The sequence below is a fragment of the Rhodococcus sp. IEGM 1302 genome, from assembly GCF_030056935.1.
GTDB lineage: Bacteria > Actinomycetota > Actinomycetes > Mycobacteriales > Mycobacteriaceae > Rhodococcus_F > Rhodococcus_F qingshengii.
Map to the genome: position 1 here is coordinate 25,992 of NZ_JASHKY010000006.1, position 15,445 is coordinate 41,436.

Annotated in this window: 15 protein-coding genes; 6 read left to right on the forward strand and 9 right to left on the reverse strand. The window is 62.2% G+C overall.

Going from position 1 to position 15,445, the window contains the following annotated elements; genetic code table 11:
• Nucleotides 1-3: 3 nt before the first annotated feature.
• On the forward strand, nt 4-1,605 hold the full coding sequence (locus QM609_RS12305; RefSeq protein ID WP_179090792.1) for a S24/S26 family peptidase: 1,602 nt from the start codon (nt 4-6) through the stop codon (nt 1,603-1,605).
• Nucleotides 1,605-2,201, forward strand: coding sequence for an alternate-type signal peptide domain-containing protein (locus QM609_RS12310; RefSeq protein ID WP_047269470.1), 597 nt, complete (start codon nt 1,605-1,607; stop codon nt 2,199-2,201). The genes QM609_RS12305 and QM609_RS12310 overlap by 1 nt, the downstream gene beginning before the upstream one ends.
• Nucleotides 2,202-2,244: 43 nt before the next feature.
• Here the strand turns inward: QM609_RS12310 and QM609_RS12315 are convergent, their stop codons facing one another.
• From QM609_RS12315 to QM609_RS12325, 3 genes are read right to left on the reverse strand one after another with little or no spacing between them, the layout of a single operon-like run.
• Nucleotides 2,245-3,468: an O-succinylhomoserine sulfhydrylase gene (locus QM609_RS12315; RefSeq protein WP_172403504.1), complete on the reverse strand. Its 1,224-nt coding sequence runs from the start codon at nt 3,466-3,468 to the stop codon at nt 2,245-2,247.
• The gene (locus QM609_RS12320; RefSeq protein WP_007726822.1) at nt 3,465-3,893 is read right to left on the reverse strand and encodes a rhodanese-like domain-containing protein; all 429 of its coding nucleotides are present in this window, start codon (nt 3,891-3,893) and stop codon (nt 3,465-3,467) included. The genes QM609_RS12315 and QM609_RS12320 overlap by 4 nt, the downstream gene beginning before the upstream one ends.
• Nucleotides 3,894-3,939: 46 nt before the next feature.
• Nucleotides 3,940-4,365 (reverse strand): Rv0361 family membrane protein, encoded by a 426-nt coding sequence (locus tag QM609_RS12325; RefSeq protein ID WP_007726820.1) that lies wholly within the window; start codon nt 4,363-4,365, stop codon nt 3,940-3,942.
• A gap of 230 nt (nt 4,366-4,595) precedes the next feature.
• On the opposite strand from QM609_RS12325, the gene QM609_RS12330 reads away from it, so the two are divergent.
• Nucleotides 4,596-5,993: an FAD-dependent oxidoreductase gene (locus QM609_RS12330; protein WP_003944405.1), complete on the forward strand. Its 1,398-nt coding sequence runs from the start codon at nt 4,596-4,598 to the stop codon at nt 5,991-5,993.
• A gap of 109 nt (nt 5,994-6,102) precedes the next feature.
• Entirely contained in the window at nt 6,103-6,942 is an 840-nt protein-coding gene (locus QM609_RS12335) for an amidohydrolase family protein (RefSeq protein WP_223304639.1), read from the forward strand.
• Here the strand turns inward: QM609_RS12335 and QM609_RS12340 are convergent.
• From QM609_RS12340 to QM609_RS12365, 6 genes are all read right to left on the reverse strand, one after another.
• Nucleotides 6,846-7,328 (reverse strand): DUF456 domain-containing protein, encoded by a 483-nt coding sequence (locus QM609_RS12340; protein WP_007726816.1) that lies wholly within the window; start codon nt 7,326-7,328, stop codon nt 6,846-6,848. The genes QM609_RS12335 and QM609_RS12340 overlap by 97 nt on opposite strands.
• A complete protein-coding gene (gene purT, locus QM609_RS12345; RefSeq protein WP_003944342.1) occupies nt 7,325-8,560 on the reverse strand; it encodes a formate-dependent phosphoribosylglycinamide formyltransferase in 1,236 nt (411 codons plus the stop codon). Before purT ends, QM609_RS12340 begins: the two co-directional genes overlap by 4 nt.
• A gap of 40 nt (nt 8,561-8,600) precedes the next feature.
• On the reverse strand, nt 8,601-10,106 hold the full coding sequence (locus QM609_RS12350) for a GGDEF domain-containing protein (protein WP_218960350.1): 1,506 nt from the start codon (nt 10,104-10,106) through the stop codon (nt 8,601-8,603).
• Nucleotides 10,107-10,346: 240 nt separating this feature from the next.
• Complete coding sequence (locus QM609_RS12355; RefSeq protein ID WP_007726811.1) at nt 10,347-10,493, reverse strand: hypothetical protein; 147 nt, start codon at nt 10,491-10,493, stop codon at nt 10,347-10,349.
• A 362-nt stretch (nt 10,494-10,855) separates the two neighbouring features.
• On the reverse strand, nt 10,856-10,978 hold the full coding sequence (locus QM609_RS12360; protein ID WP_019749478.1) for a hypothetical protein: 123 nt from the start codon (nt 10,976-10,978) through the stop codon (nt 10,856-10,858).
• A 210-nt stretch (nt 10,979-11,188) separates the two neighbouring features.
• Nucleotides 11,189-11,311 carry a hypothetical protein gene (locus tag QM609_RS12365; RefSeq protein ID WP_003944443.1) on the reverse strand — a complete coding sequence of 41 codons (123 nt, stop codon included), beginning with the start codon at nt 11,309-11,311 and terminating at the stop codon, nt 11,189-11,191.
• 320 nt (nt 11,312-11,631) lie between these two features.
• Here QM609_RS12365 and QM609_RS12370 point away from each other — a divergent pair, with 320 nt between their 5' ends.
• Both QM609_RS12370 and QM609_RS12375 read left to right on the forward strand, forming a co-directional pair.
• Nucleotides 11,632-13,365, forward strand: coding sequence for an ABC transporter ATP-binding protein (locus QM609_RS12370; RefSeq protein WP_021333951.1), 1,734 nt, complete (start codon nt 11,632-11,634; stop codon nt 13,363-13,365).
• Entirely contained in the window at nt 13,362-15,428 is a 2,067-nt protein-coding gene (locus tag QM609_RS12375) for an ABC transporter ATP-binding protein (protein ID WP_003944426.1), read from the forward strand. The genes QM609_RS12370 and QM609_RS12375 overlap by 4 nt, the downstream gene beginning before the upstream one ends.
• Nucleotides 15,429-15,445 lie beyond the last annotated feature (17 nt).

Genomic DNA, 15,445 nt, shown 5'->3' on the forward strand with positions numbered 1-15,445 from the left:
GCAATGGCCCGACACACGAAAAAACATGCAAAGGCCTCGATGCCGAACCGGGTACGGGAAGTCCTACTCAGTCTGGGAGCCCTCGCAGGCTTGGTATCCATCATCATTTTCATCGCCGGTCTGGCTTTCGGTATCACCCCGCTGATCTTTCGGAGTGGATCGATGTCACCCACGATCGATACCGGTGCTCTCGCATTCGCGCGCACCGTGCCTGCTTCGGAAGTGCTGGTCGGTGACATCGTCAGCGTCTCCGACAGCCAAGGCACGCGCACCACCCATCGTGTGGAATCAATAGATCAGCAGGGCAACAACCTTGCCGTCGCACAACTGCGTGGTGATGCAAATCCGATCGCCGATCCCGATCCCTACGTCATCACCGAAGCCGATCGCGTCTTCTTCAGCATCAACCGCCTCGGCTACGTGGCAGTCTGGCTGTCCGGACCGAGTGGGCTTGTGCTTGGTGCGATTGCCGTCGGCGGGCTCCTGTACATCGCGTTCCGTCGACGTGAGGCTTCCGACGCGGAGGAACCTCAGCGGGATCGTCAGGACATACGCGGCGACTCCCATGCCCTCAAGGCCATCGTCGCCTTGGCTACGGTCGGTCTCACGGTGGTCGGTGTGTCCCAGATCGGTGGTACCAAGGCGGGGTACACCGACACAGCCACGGCAACAAGCATTCAGTTCGGCACTGCTGCAACCTTTCCCACGTCGCCAAGCACAGCCAGTTGCGCGGTGAATTTTGCGCTCGTTGTTCCGGTCGCGGTGACAATCACCTGGCCCGCGACTGTCGGAAGCTCATACCGTCTAATTGCCCGCGATAGCAACGGATCCTTGTTGGGATCGAATGACTACACCGCAACGTCTACTACAGGCTCCATGAGATACGGCTCGGGCGGTACAACAGTCGCGTTCCCGCTCATAGTCGGCACCTACAACATCGAAATCCATGGACTGAGCGGCACGTCGGTCACGCCGTCGTACTCCGGCTACCAATTCAGCATTCTCGTCGGCCTGCTCTACTCGTGTGGCGGTCCGATCAGCGGGACATCTGCTCTCAGTCGATCGGCAGCGCCGGCACTGGCGGCAGACGCTCCGAGCACTCCTACTACGGCCGTCACTTCCACGACCGCCTCATCCACCACGCCCACCACGACATTGGCGCCGGCTGTGACAACCACCAGCACAACTGCACCGTCGACAACCACCAGCACAACTGCACCGTCGACAACCACCTCGTCACCGGCTACAACTACGGCGCCCCAGACGACGACCGCTACAACGACAACGACAACGACAACGGTGCCACCAACTACGACCACCCCGAGCGAGGTTCCCGTCGACGCCCCGGCGACCACGACCGGTCTCAGCGCCCAGAAGCTCTCGACTTCCACTGGAACCGTTGTGTCCGTGTCGAATTCATCAGGTACTGAAGTCTATCGAGGTACCGTCGACAGCGACGCTGTCCTGCATTGGCTCACCGGTACCGATCAGCTATACGTAATCACCCCTTCCGGAGTCGCCGTCATCGACACGTCAACGGGAGTCTGGGCCGAATCTCCTACCCCGAGCGAACTGCCGGACGAGATCAAGGCGCTGGTGCCGTGATGAGAAAGACAACGAAAGCTGCCATGGCAGTTGCCGCGGCCGGAGCCGTATTGCTCGGCGGTTCGGGCACATTGGCGAAGTGGACCGACAGTGCGACCCTGACAAGCGCCGCTGTCCAGTCCGGGACCCTGGATCTGGGAGCGTGCGTGACCACGAGCGGCGGGGGCTGGTATTCGCAGGTCTACGTCAACGCGCCCACCAATCCGAATCCACTCGTATATATCCCGGACATCACTACCTACCGGCTCAAGCCCGGATTCAACTACACGTATTTCTGCGATTCGAAGGTGATGGCCACCGGCCCACGTCTGAAAGCGAACGTGACAGTCGACAAGACCAAGTTGAGCGGCGGGCTCGCAGCCGCCAACATCGACCTTCGCACGTACGTCACGGATCAGAGCAACAATCTGCTGTACGACAGCACAGCACCGACGCCGAACCTCATCGCGGTCACGTCGGCGCTGAACAACACCAATCTGACGGCGCAGGTGTTGTTCACGATCTACCCCACCGACACGACAAGCTCAGGTCTCACACTGAATACGACGGCGTTGACGATCGACGTCAAACAACTGGGTCTCACGCCCGCACCGTAGAACGCCTTGCCGTCGGAAGTTCGAGGCAAGGCGCTCCAGCGATTCAGCCGAGTGCTCGCTTCAGATCAGCCAACAGATCAGCCGTGTCTTCGAGCCCGACGGACAGACGGACAACGCCGTCTGTAAGACCCACTGCTGCACGGCCTTCCGGACCCATGGCCCGGTGCGTTGTCGTGGCGGGGTGAGTGATCAACGACTTGGAATCTCCCAAGTTGTTGGAGATGTCGATGACGCGCAGACCGTTGAGAACCTCGAACGCCCGCTTCTTGCCCTCTCCGTCAGGCGCATCGAGCTCGAACGTGACAACCGTTCCGCCACCGCTCATCTGAGACTTCGCGAGCTCGTGCTGCGGATGCGACGTCAGGTACGGATACTTGACCCACTTGACGCCGGAGTGTCCTTCGAGGAATTCGGCGATCTCGAGTGCCGAAGCCACGGAGTGCCGAATACGGACCGGCATCGTCTCCAGGCCCTTGAGCAGAGTCCACGCATTGAATGGACTGAGCGCAGGACCGGTGTGCCGCATCAGTTCTCGAACGGGACCGCTGATGTATTCTTCGGTACCGAGGATCGCGCCACCAAGCACGCGGCCCTGACCGTCGATGTGCTTGGTGCCGGAGTACACCACGACGTCGGCGCCCAGATCGAGGCTGCGCTGCAGAAGCGGCGTCGCGAAGACGTTGTCCAGCACTACCTTTGCACCGGCTGCATGAGCAAGCTCCGACACCCGTCGAACGTCGACGAGAGATTGCATCGGGTTGGACGGAGTCTCGAAGAACACTGCCGTGGTAGGCACGGACAGCGCCTCTTCCCACTGCGCGTTGTCCTCACCGTCGACGAAAACAACCTCGACCCCCCAGCGCGGAAGGATCTCGTTGCACACCACGAAGCAGGATCCGAAGAGGCTGCGCGCGGCAACCAATCGGTCGCCGTTCGCCAACAGTGCGCCCAACGCCGTGAAGACTGCCGACATTCCGCTGGCCGTCGCAAAGCACGCTTCTGCACCTTCGATGAGACGCAGACGCTCTTCGAACATCTTGACGGTCGGGTTGCCGTAGCGGGAGTAGACAAAATGATCCACCTCGCCGGTGAAGGCTTGTTCGGCGGCTTCTGCACTCTCGTAGACGAATCCGGAGTTGAGGAACAGCGCTTCGGAAGTCTCCTCGAACCCGGTACGCATCAGTCCGCCGCGAACACCGAGAGTGCCGAGACCGACGTCGTCCGGCAGCGCCCGTTGAAATGCGCCACCCTGGGGAATTCCGCTCACTGCTGCCTCCACGGCAAGCCGATGGCCCGCCAACCTACAAGTCCGCGATGTCCGTCGGCACCCAATGCGCCTTCGAACCCGTCGAGCACGTTGTACGACGGGCCGATGCCCGCCGCAGTCGCAGCTTCCGCCGCACCGATGGAACGCTGTCCGGATCGACACAGGAAAATCACCGGACGCTCCGACCCGGAGGAATCAGCAGTGATGCCGGCTTCCTTCAACTGGTCGACGAAGTTGTCATTGCGCGCGCCGGTCGGGTGGCTCACCCATTCGATCAGTGCGGCCTGCTTGCCGAGGGAGGACACATCGGGGACACCGACGTACTTCCACTCCGCATCGGTCCGCACGTCGACCAGCACGGCGTCGGGGTTTTCGCGGAGCAGCTCCCAGGCTTGCTCCGGCGTCAGATCGCCTGCGTAACTCACGTAGTCCATGTTTTCACAAGACTGCCGTGAGCGCCTGAGCGGGCCGTCAGTTGCAGACGACCCAACGGTTGCCGTCACGGGTCAGGGCCCAGGTCGAGACTCGCTCGCCCGCTCCGCCACCGGTGATCGTCACGTCGGCCCGGGCGCGATCGCCGTTGACCGCGACCCCGTCCACACCCTTCAGCTCGACCGTCCCGTCGACGCCGGCCATAGGACCGTTGCTCGAATTGAAGCTCGCGCAGGTCAGGGTCTTGATCGTCTCCGCGTCATTCCGATTCTCGGCATCGACGTAGTCGGTGACGGAGCGGCTCACGCGGTCCGACTCGGTGACGTTCTCCTCGGCCGGCGAGATCCACGATGCGACGAAGATTCCACCCAGGATCAAGGCGACGATGGCGACAGCCAAGAGGAACGGCCCCGCAGACGCCTTCTTGCCATCGATGTTGTCGGATTCGCGCAGCTCGTCACTCATAACGCCAATAGTCCCCCACAACTTGAAATTGTGGCCCGTCAAGGATCAGGCCCCTACCCCGGATACCCGAGACAACAGGAGAATGGGAGGAAAGAATAGGTTTACCCACAACCGATCGAGTGAGAGTGTGGATCCGTTCGGCCGCAACCGAGGCACTGTGCTTAGGTTCGGCTAAATTGGATACTTGTCGATATGTTGTCCGAACTTCGAAGAAGGTAGCTGTCCTCACGATGACTGACTCCAACCGCCCACTCCGGGTCGCGATCGTCGGCGCCGGCCCCGCCGGCATCTACGCCGCCGACGCCCTCATGAAATCCGACACCGCAGTTTCCGGCCGCGGCGTCAGCATCGACCTCTTCGAGCGCATGCCCGCGCCCTTCGGCCTGATTCGTTACGGCGTCGCGCCTGATCATCCGCGCATCAAGGGCATCATCACCGCCCTGCACAAGGTGCTCGACAAGCCTCAGGTACGCCTGCTCGGCAACATCGACTACGGCACCGACATCACCCTCGACGACCTGCAGTCGTTCTACGACGCGGTCATCTTCTCCACCGGCGCCAACGCCGACCGTGCGCTCGGCATCCCGGGCATCGAACTCGACGGCAGCTACGGCGCGGCCGACTTCGTCTCCTGGTACGACGGCCACCCCGACGTACCGCGTACGTGGCCGCTCGAAGCCGAGAAGGTCGCCGTCCTCGGCGTCGGCAACGTTGCCCTCGACATCGCCCGCGTTCTCGCCAAGACCGGCGACGAACTGCTGCCGACCGAGATCCCCGCCAACGTCTACGAGGGCCTCAAGAACAACAAGGCCGTCGAGGTTCACGTCTTCGGACGCCGCGGCCCGGCCCAGGCCAAGTTCACCCCTCTCGAACTGCGCGAACTCGACCACTCGCCGACCATCGAGGTCATCGTCGACCCCGAGGACATCGACTACGACGAGGGTTCCGAGCAGGCTCGCCGCAACTCCAAGCAGGTCGACATGGTTGCGAATACGCTGCAGGACTGGGCAATTCGCGACGTCGGAGCCCGTCCTCACAAGCTGTTCCTGCACTTCTTCGAATCTCCCACGGAGATCCTCGGTGAAGACGGTAAAGTCGTCGGCCTGCGCACCGAGCGCACTCAGCTCGACGGCACCGGCAACGTCAAGGGCACCGGCACGTACAAGGACTGGGATGTCCAGGCCGTGTACCGCGCCGTCGGTTACCTCTCGCAGAACATCACGCAGTTGCCGTTCGACGACCAGGCCGGCACCGTCCCCAACGACGCCGGACGCGTCGTCGCCGACGACAACGCCGAGGGCGCAGCCCGGTTCATGCCGGCCACCTACGTCACCGGCTGGATCAAGCGCGGCCCCGTCGGCCTCATCGGCCACACCAAGGGTGACGCCAACGAAACCGTCGCGAATCTTCTCGAGGATTCCGTCGACTTCGCGGGCGCCGCGAACCCCGACGAGAACGCAGTCATCGAGTTCCTCGAAGGCAAGCAGGTTCCGTACACGACCTGGCAGGGCTGGTACCGCCTCGACGCGCACGAGCGCAGCCTGGGCGAGCCCGAGGGCCGTGAGCGCATCAAGGTCGTCGAGCGTCACGACATGCTGAAGGCATCCGAGCCCGACCGCGCGAACTGAGTGCGCGGAAGTAACTGAACAGAAGCCCTCCACCGGCCCGACGCGACCCAGGTCACATCGGGCCGGTGGTGTGTGCAGGGACCCAGGGCAACAGGGCAAAATAGACCCCGTGTTTGACGCCCATGTGCATATCATCGACCCGCGCTTCCCGCTGGTCGAGAATCACGGGTACCTGCCTGAGCCCTTCACCGTGGCCGATTACCGGGCCCGGATTGCCTCGCTGAAGGGCCTCAGCGTTGACGGCGGCGCGGTGGTGACCGCGTCGTACCAGGGCAATGACCAGGAATACCTGAAAGCTGCCTTGTCCGAACTCGGTGAAGGCTGGGTGGGCGTCACTGCTTTGCCGCTCGATGCGACGGATGAAGACATCGTTGCTCTGGACGCACTGGGAGTACGTGCCGTCCGGTTCAACCTGCGCCGCGGCGCCACCGACCTGCGTCTGCTCGCCGATCTCGCCAACCGCGCTTTCGATCTGGTCGGCTGGCACGCCGAGTTCTACGTCGATGCCACGCTGTTGCTGTCGTTGGAACCGGTCTTCGCCAAATTGCCCGCGGTGAGCATCGACCATTTGGGAATGTCCACCCGCGGACTGCCGTATCTCCTCAACCTCGTCGACCGCGGAGTGCGCGTCAAAGCCACCGGGTTCGGCCGCACCACCATCTCCGACGTCAGCGATGTGCTGCGCCAGATCCACGCGGTCAATCCCGCTGCGCTGATGTTCGGCACCGATCTACCCGGCACACGGGCACGTCGAGCGTTCGAGGTCCACGACCTGGACGTGATCGCCGACGCTGTCGGCGACGACCTGCCCGCGGTCATGTGCGACAACGCCCGCTCCTGGTACCGCTGCGCTCAGGTGAACGCAACGGCTCCCAGCCACAGCCCCGCCGCGATCAGCGCTCCGAACAGTTCCACCAGCATGGACAATCCGACTGCCTTCACCGCGTGAAGCGTCGACGACCAAGCGATGTCGTAACGGCGCAGCCGCGCTAGTTCCGCGAAATACGTTCCGACGATGAATCCGAGGAACAACCCCACGACCGGAATCACGAAGAACCCGATGATGCCGACGACGCCGCCGACCACCACCGACAGGTTGGGCACTCCCCCGGACTTCATCCGCTTGCCCGGCCACGTGTACTTCACGATCCCGGTGACCACCAGTGCCAGCGTGGACAGCGCGAACACCGTCCACGCCGTGGCACCACCGGTCATGATCGCCCACACCAGAATTGCACCGAAAACGAGAAGCGTCCCCGGGAGAATCGGAACGACGACACCGATCAGACCGACCAGGATGACCAGCCCGACGAGGACCTCGGCCGCTGGACTCATCCGACGGGACGCACCTTCGACGCAGCCTCGCGAGCACGGTCGCGTGCAGTAGGCACATCGGCGGCCGTCGACACTGCAACACCCATGCGACGACGCGTGAAGCTCTCCGGCTTGCCGAAGAGCCGCAGGTCCGTCTCGGGAACCGCGAGCGCCTCGGCGACGCCGTCGAATCCGATCCCCTTTGCCTCCACTCCGCCGTAGATCACTGCCGATGCTCCCGGAGACGTGAGCGTCGTGTCGACCGGCAAGCCCAGGATCGCGCGGGCATGCAGTTCGAACTCCGAAAGTCGCTGCGTCCGCAGAGTCACCAATCCGGTGTCGTGCGGCCGTGGGCTCACTTCGGAGAAGAAGACGTCGTCGCCCTTCACGAATAGCTCGACGCCGAAGATGCCTCGCCCGCCCAGAGCCGTGGTCACCTTCTCGGCGACGTCTCGGGCCGAGGCGAGGGCAACCGCGGACATCTGCTGCGGCTGCCACGATTCGATGTAGTCTCCGGCCTCCTGCAGGTGCCCGATCGGTTCGCAGAACGACGTCTCGACCTGACCGCTCTCACCGACGGCTCGAACTGTCAATTGCGTTATCTCGTAATCGAAATCGACAAAGCCTTCGACGATCACCCGGCCGTGATTCACACGACCTCCGGCCATCGCGTAATCCCATGCGGCGTCGAGATCTTCGGCGGATCGAACCGTCGACTGTCCCTTCCCCGACGAGGACATGACTGGCTTGATGACGCACGGGAAACCGATTCGGTCTGTCGCTGCCTGCACTTCGGCAAGCGAGTCCGCGAAAGCGTACGGCGAAGTGGGCAGGCCCAACTCCTCGGCCGCGAGCCGACGGATTCCCTCACGGTTCATCGTGAGCTGGGTGGCTCGGGCGGTCGGAATGACCACCGCACCCCCGCGTTCTTCGACGAGTGCAAGCGCATCCGTCGCGATGGCCTCGATCTCGGGAACCACGAAGTGAGGCTTTTCCAACTCGATGACGGCAAGCAGTGCTTCCGGATCGGTCATGTCGACAGTATGAGCACGATGAGCCACCTGGTGCCCAGGGGCATCGGGATACCGATCCACCGCAATCACTTCGACGCCCAGACGCTGCAGCGCGATGACAACTTCCTTACCCAACTCGCCTGATCCCAACATCATCACGCGGATGGAGTTCTCGGTCAGTGGGGTTCCGAATCGGAGCGGAAGCGTCGGCAAGGGCGAAGGCGTCGAATCAAGCTGCATGGGTGCGACTATATGCCAATCCCGATGCAGGTCAGCGCGGTTATCGGCCGTCCACCACACCTTCGTGGCCAAATCCTCGCCGGATCGTTCGGGGTACCGCAGGTTTGCGATAGGTGCGGGTGGCAGTATCCGGCTCGGAATTCCGTTGCGGCACGGTGTCGTTGCCGACGCGGTGCACTTTCACGAGGTTGCGCCCAGCACGCTTGGCGTCGTACAGAGCCTCGTCTGCGACGCTCATGAGGGTCGACAGCGCCGGCGTCGCATGATCGACCCACGCGACGCCGACGCTGACGGTGCTCGTCACATCTGATTCGGCCGAGTACTCGACTTGCGCGCCGCGGACCGCCTCGGCGACATCGATTGCTCGCGCGTAGCTGCAGTCCGGAAGCAGAACGGCGAACTCCTCGCCGCCGAGCCTTCCGATCAGATCGCCGTCCGACAATCGGTCAGCGGCCCGCTCGGCGAAGTTCGCGAGAACGCTGTCACCGGTCATATGTCCATGCGTGTCGTTGATGCTCTTGAAGTGGTCCAGGTCGAGCATCAGCAGGCCGACCGGAGATTGTGTGCGAGTCGCGTCGGCAAGTTCCGCTTCCGCGTGGCCGAGGAACGCACCACGCGAGAGGACCCCGGTCAGATGGTCGAATTCGACGGCAAGGAAGAGCTCACGCTCGGCAGCACGGCGTTCCTCGGTCGCACAGGCAACCGCTATCGGCCCCAACGCGATCAGTGTGACCGCTATGGATGTGATGACGTCCTCGTTCCACGTCGAGGCGGCTTGATCTCCGATGTCGAGTCGACCGCTACCCGCCATCATGAGTGACCACACCGACCAGACCACTGAAACGAAGGCAGTGCTCGGAACCGAGATGCGAGTGGCACACCAGAGGAGAGCTGGAATCGGCAAGACCAGCGCAATCGGCCCTTCGATACTGAGGGCGATCGGCACGCAGGCTGCAGTGGCGAGTAGCGGAACGCTCAGAGCGGCGACAGTTCTGGCGGTCAGTTTCCTGCGGAACTCGGCAAGGCTCGACGGGATGGTGAGAGTGAGAATGAGAGGAAGGATCAGCAGGTACGCCATGACCTCGGTGGCACCCCAGTGGAAAAACGTGTCGGCAAAGGACTGACCGCGTAAGAGCCGGTCCAAGGCGCCGGCCGTGGCCGCGGTACCAGTCGCCGCGACGAACGAAACGAAGACCATCCATACCAGCGACTGCGAATCGACCAATCGGAACGGTGTGCGCTTCAAGTAGTACAGAACGAGAACACCGAGCGTCACTCCGGCGAGGTTGGCCCCGTTCAGCTGCAGGGCAAGCGACAGCGAGTTGCCCGTAATCAGGTCAGCGCAGACGTATCCGACGGCCGCGGCGATCCACGTCCGCCATTCGATCAGGACCGGCCATCTGACCATCATTCCCAGCAGAATGGCGTTGGCGCACCAGAAAGTCGCGAGCAAACCTGGTGGGCGCGTGAGGATGCCGATCAACGATGCCGCAAGTACGACGGCCAGCACTAGGAGAAGGCGCAGAAAGCGACTCGTCCCTACCATGCGTCACCTCGCGGTCGGCTACCTCTGAATTCGGGAGCACCGGACGTCGCGGTGACCGTATGCCGATGTCGTCGAACCATCGTACGCAGGTGCTGCCACTCGCAGTTCTGTGTTCACATGCCAAAACGGCAGCTGCGACCATCTCCGCAAACGCGAGTGCCCTCCGGCCACGACAGTGGACAGAGGGCACCTGCATGCAATCCGATCGGCAGAGCCGAATGGACCTGCCGGAAGGGATGACTACTCGGCGGATCCGCTGGACAGACCCGAGAGTGAACCGGTGGACGAGCCCTCGCCCTTGCCGGACAGCGATTCGGTGGGAACGGACTTGAGGAAAGCTCCGAGCGCGGTGAGCAGGGGTCCGAGGGTGCTGAGTGATCCGAACATAGGAGGTTCTCCTGTATGTGAGGTGGTGTGATGTTCCAGCGCCATTCCGGCCGCAGGCGGTGGCCGAGATGGTTCGGGAACTTCTGCCGCACGGATGGCTGAACCGCCCCCCGAACAACATCCCGAGCTGTGATGTAGTGCACTTACTTGGCGCTGCCTGCATTTATAGACCGGCTTTCCACACTTGTCTAGCTACCTAATAGCTATCAATGCAGACTTTCAGGCACACCTTTACGGATAATTGCAGTTCAAAGCGCAAATCCACCCTCTAGAATGTCCCATAATGTGATTTAGCTCACAGTGAAAAGCCGAAAAGTGTGACCCGCAGACAACTGCGAGCCACACTTTCGGACAAACTGGACTTACTTATCGGCCGCCGATCCCGTCCCAGGGGTGAGAGAGCCACCACCGAGTGCCGTGAACAGGTCCTTGAGCACCGGAATGAACGTCTTGACGACGCCGCTGAAGTCTTCGAATGAACCCATGTCGGGCCTCCTTTTGTCGGAATGCAGTTGAGATGAAGTGAGGACCGAGAACTACTCGGCGGCCGAACCGGCCGAACCCGAGCCGTCTGCCGATCCCGCGTTCAACTTGGTCACGAATGCAAGAACGCTCTTGAGGAAGGCGTCGAGATTCTGAATCGAGGTCATGCGACTACTCCTGTGTTGTTTCGGAAGATTTCTCGAGGTCGAACGTCAGGAGTTCGAGCTCGCGGTGTCCAGCCCCTGAAGGGTTTTGAGCATGTTGACCAGGGGCAGAAGCTGGAGAATGCCCCAGCCCATACCGTTGGCCTTGAGGAGGTTTCCGAGGGATCCCATATGTGACTCCTTGCATGAATATCTATGACGCGGCGCACGTTTTGTTCGCTGCACGTCTTTGTAGCCAAGCTAAATACGTACGTCCAGTTTGTTTCTGTTCAATCGAAAACGTGACACATTGGATGAATATGTAAACCTGCAGTTCAGGTGCTGTGACCTGAATCCAATCTCGAATTCGAGTGTGTTCGAGATCACAGTCAATTAGGACAAAAGGATGCAATCGTCAGAGTCGGTGCCAACCTCGACCGCGATCTGTCATACCGTGTGCGTGTGATCAATCGCGAACGAGCGGCAACCGAGGCAACTCACCGGGAACCGTCGTGCTAGCAAAACTCCTCAAGACGTACCTGCCGCCGTACCGCTGGTTGCTTGCCGGGGTCCTCGCACTGCAACTCTTCGGGGCCATCGCGTCGTTGGTCCTCCCCACACTCAACGCGCGGATCATCGACGACGGCGTCGCCCGAGGCGACACCGGATTCATCATGTCCACCGGCGGGATCATGCTCCTGGTCTCGCTTGCGTCGATCATCGCGTCGGTCGCATCGACCTATCTGGCTGCAAAATCGTCGATGGGCTTCGGCCACGACGTTCGAGGCGCCTTTTACAAGGCAGTCGGCAGTTTCTCGGATCGCGAATTCAACAGTTTCGGTGCGCCGACGCTGATCACACGCAACACCAACGACGTCCTGCAGATCCAGGCCCTGGTCATGCTGACGTCCTCGATGCTCGTCAGCGCCCCACTTATGTGCATCGGCGGCATCATCATGGCTCTGCGCGAGAACCTGCAGATGTCCTGGCTCCTGACGATTTCGGTACCACTGCTCGGCATCACCGTCTCGGTCGTGGTGGCCAAGCTGATCCCGCATTTCCGGACGATGCAGACGCGGATCGACAACATCAATCGATCACTGCGCGAACAGCTCACCGGTATGCGTGTCATTCGCGCCTTCGTTCGCGAACCCGACGAAACGATCCGCTTCGACAAGGCCAACAAGGAACTGACCGACACTTCGCTCCTCATCGGCCGGTACCAGGCGGTTCTGCTGCCCACCGTCATGTTGATCGCCAACCTGTCGAGCGTCGCGGTGCTGTGGTTCGGCGCGCATCTGGTCGATACCGGAGACATGCAGATCGGCCAGATCAGCGCCTTCCTCGCCTACGTCATGCAGATCCTGATGTCCGTGGTCATGGCGACCATGTTGGCCGTCGTGATCCCCCGCGCGGCCGTGTGTGCCGACCGCATCACCGAAGTACTCGACACCGAGCCGACCGTGCCCGCGCCGGCCCAGCCCCTTCGCCCGACCAGCCCCTACGGCGTTGTCGAGTTCGGTGGAGCCGGATTCACGTATCCGGGAGCTGAAACGCCGGTCCTGTCGAATGTCTCGATGCGATGCATGCCAGGAACGGTCACCGCGATCGTCGGCAGTACCGGTAGTGGCAAATCGACCCTCGTCTCACTCATCCCCCGACTGTTCGACGTCACGGCCGGCGCCGTCTTGGTCGACGGCTTGGACGTCCGTGGCTGGGATCAGGACGAACTCTTCGCCAACTTCGGATACGTGCCCCAGAAGGCCTATCTGTTCGCCGGCACGATCGCGAGCAATATCCGCTACGGAAACCCGACCGCCACCGACGACGACATCTGGGCAGCCCTCACCATCGCCCAGGCAGACGACTTCGTCCGGGAGCTGTCCGACGGTCTCGAGTCACCGATCGCCCAGGGCGGCGGCAATCTCTCGGGCGGACAAAAACAACGTCTCGCCATCGCCAGAGCGGTGGTCCGCAGACCCCGGATCTTCGTCTTCGACGATTCGTTCTCCGCTCTCGACATGCATACGGACGCCGCGGTCCGACGCGAACTCCGGACGGTTTCGACTCATTCGACGGTCATCATCGTGGCTCAGCGCGTCGCATCCATCATCGATGCCGACCAGATCATGGTCCTCGAAGACGGTGCGCCGGTCGGCCTCGGCGACCATCAGTTCCTTCTGGCCAACTGTCCGACGTACCAAGAGATCGTGGCTTCCCAGATTCCCGCGGAGATGAGCGCATGACCAGCCCGCAGGACCCGACATGGGGCGGCCCCAACAGCCAGTACTTCGACGATGCCCCGACGGTGGTGTTCGCCAAGATCCCGAGCGAACCTGAATCCGCGGACGGGGATGCGAAGTCGAGTAACCCCGAGACCCCCGACAAAGAGCCGAAGCCCGCGCTGACCGCGACGGACACCAAACCTCGCCACTTCAAGGCGACGATGAAGCGGCTTCTCTCGCTTCTGCAGCCGCACAAGTTTGCGGTCTTCTGTGTCGTCGTTGCGACGATCGCCAGCATCGCACTCTCCGTCGCAGTGCCGAAGATCCTCGGTCACGCGACAGACCTCATCTTCGCCGGGTTCATCGGCAAGAGCCTGCCCGCCGGACTCACCCGCGAGCAGGCCGCAGACGCCATCCGGGCATCAGGGAATTCGACGTTCGCCGATCTTGTCGCCAACTCGACCGACGTCGTTCCCGGTGTGGGTCTGAACTTCGACGCCATCGGCAAGGTCGTCATGCTCGCGATCGGCGTGTACTTGCTCTCGTCGCTGCTTGCCTGGTTGGAAGCATTCCTCCTCAACATCATCGTCCAGAAGACCATCTACAACCTGCGTGCCTCGGTGGAGGCGAAGCTTCACCGTCTCCCCCTTCCGTATTTCGACAAGACACCGCGCGGCGAGATCCTCAGCCGCGTCACCAACGACATCGACAACATCTCGTCGACGCTGTCGTCGACGTTGACCTCGCTCCTGACGTCGGTGCTCACCGTCCTCGGCGTCCTGACGATGATGTTCGTCATCTCTCCGATGCTCGCCCTGATCGCACTGATCGCGGTGCCGGTATCGGTGCTCCTCGTTGCCAGGGTCGCCAAGCGAGCACAGGTGTTGTACAAGGCTCAGTGGACCGAGACGGGCAAGATCAACGCGCAGATCGAGGAGAACTACAGCGGTCGCGACCTGGTACGCGTGTACGGGCATCAGGCCGAAGCCGAGCGTGAATTCGCCGAGCAGAACAAGAAGCTCCTCGACGCGTCCTTCGGCGCACAGTTCCTCTCCAGCCTGATCATGCCGGTCATGAACTTCGTCGGAAACATCACCTACGTGCTGCTCGCTGTGGTCGGCGCTCTCAAGGTCGCCAGCGGCAACATGTCACTCGGTGACGTTCAGGCCTTCATCGTCTATTCGCGCCAGTTCAGCCAGCCACTGACGCAGATCGCGTCCATGTCGACCAGCCTGCAGTCCGGAGCCGCGTCGGCGGAGCGGGTCTTCGAGCTTCTCGACGAACCCGAGCAGTCGCCCGACATCGACGTGCCGCTTCTCCCCGAGCCCGCCGGACGTCATCGCAACGTCGGTCACATCGAGTTCGAGAACGTCTCGTTCCGGTACGAGCCGGACAAGCCGTTGATCGAGAACGTGTACCTCACGGCCCGGCCCGGGCAGATGGTCGCCATCGTCGGGCCCACCGGTGCCGGCAAGACCACCTTGGTCAACCTGCTCATGCGCTTCTACGAAGTCGACTCCGGCCGAATCACTCTCGACGACGTCGACATCTCGCAGATGCGCCGCTCCGACTTGCGCAAGCACGTCGGCATGGTTCTGCAGGACACCTGGCTCTTCGGCGGCACGATCCGCGACAACATCGCATACGGCCGACTCGACGCCAGCGAATACGAGATTCACGAAGCCGCACGCGCTGCCTTCGTCGACCGCTTCATCCACACCCTCCCGGACGGGTACGACACCGTGCTGGACGAGGAGGCGTCGAACATCAGCTCCGGCGAGAAGCAGCTCATCACGATCGCTCGTGCATTCCTGTCGGAGCCGTCGCTGCTGATTCTCGACGAGGCGACGAGCTCGGTCGACACACGTACGGAACAGCTTGTGCAGCAAGCAATGTCCGCGTTGCGCGTCGGGCGGACCAGCTTCATCATCGCGCACCGGCTCTCCACCATCCGTAACGCCGATCTGATCGTCGTGATGGAGGCGGGCAAGATCGTCGAGCAGGGCACACACGACGAACTCATCGCAGCGGCGGGCGCGTACTTCCGTCTCTACAACGCTCAGTTCGAGGGTGCCGCCGTCTAGTGATCGGCGCCTCCCTC

What these genes read in the sequence shown, in the direction of transcription:
- QM609_RS12305 (WP_179090792.1), top strand. Translation starts at nt 4, where the DNA reads ATGGCCCGACACACGAAAAAACATGCAAAGGCCTCGATGCCGAACCGG.
- QM609_RS12310 (WP_047269470.1), top strand. Translation starts at nt 1,605, where the DNA reads ATGAGAAAGACAACGAAAGCTGCCATGGCAGTTGCCGCGGCCGGAGCC.
- QM609_RS12325 (WP_007726820.1), bottom strand. Translation starts at nt 4,365, where the DNA reads ATGAGTGACGAGCTGCGCGAATCCGACAACATCGATGGCAAGAAGGCG.
- QM609_RS12330 (WP_003944405.1), top strand. Translation starts at nt 4,596, where the DNA reads ATGACTGACTCCAACCGCCCACTCCGGGTCGCGATCGTCGGCGCCGGC.
- QM609_RS12340 (WP_007726816.1), bottom strand. Translation starts at nt 7,328, where the DNA reads ATGAGTCCAGCGGCCGAGGTCCTCGTCGGGCTGGTCATCCTGGTCGGT.
- purT (WP_003944342.1), bottom strand. Translation starts at nt 8,560, where the DNA reads ATGCAGCTTGATTCGACGCCTTCGCCCTTGCCGACGCTTCCGCTCCGA.
- QM609_RS12350 (WP_218960350.1), bottom strand. Translation starts at nt 10,106, where the DNA reads ATGGTAGGGACGAGTCGCTTTCTGCGCCTTCTCCTAGTGCTGGCCGTC.
- QM609_RS12355 (WP_007726811.1), bottom strand. Translation starts at nt 10,493, where the DNA reads ATGTTCGGATCACTCAGCACCCTCGGACCCCTGCTCACCGCGCTCGGA.
- QM609_RS12360 (WP_019749478.1), bottom strand. Translation starts at nt 10,978, where the DNA reads ATGGGTTCATTCGAAGACTTCAGCGGCGTCGTCAAGACGTTCATTCCG.
- QM609_RS12365 (WP_003944443.1), bottom strand. Translation starts at nt 11,311, where the DNA reads ATGGGATCCCTCGGAAACCTCCTCAAGGCCAACGGTATGGGCTGGGGC.
- QM609_RS12375 (WP_003944426.1), top strand. Translation starts at nt 13,362, where the DNA reads ATGACCAGCCCGCAGGACCCGACATGGGGCGGCCCCAACAGCCAGTAC.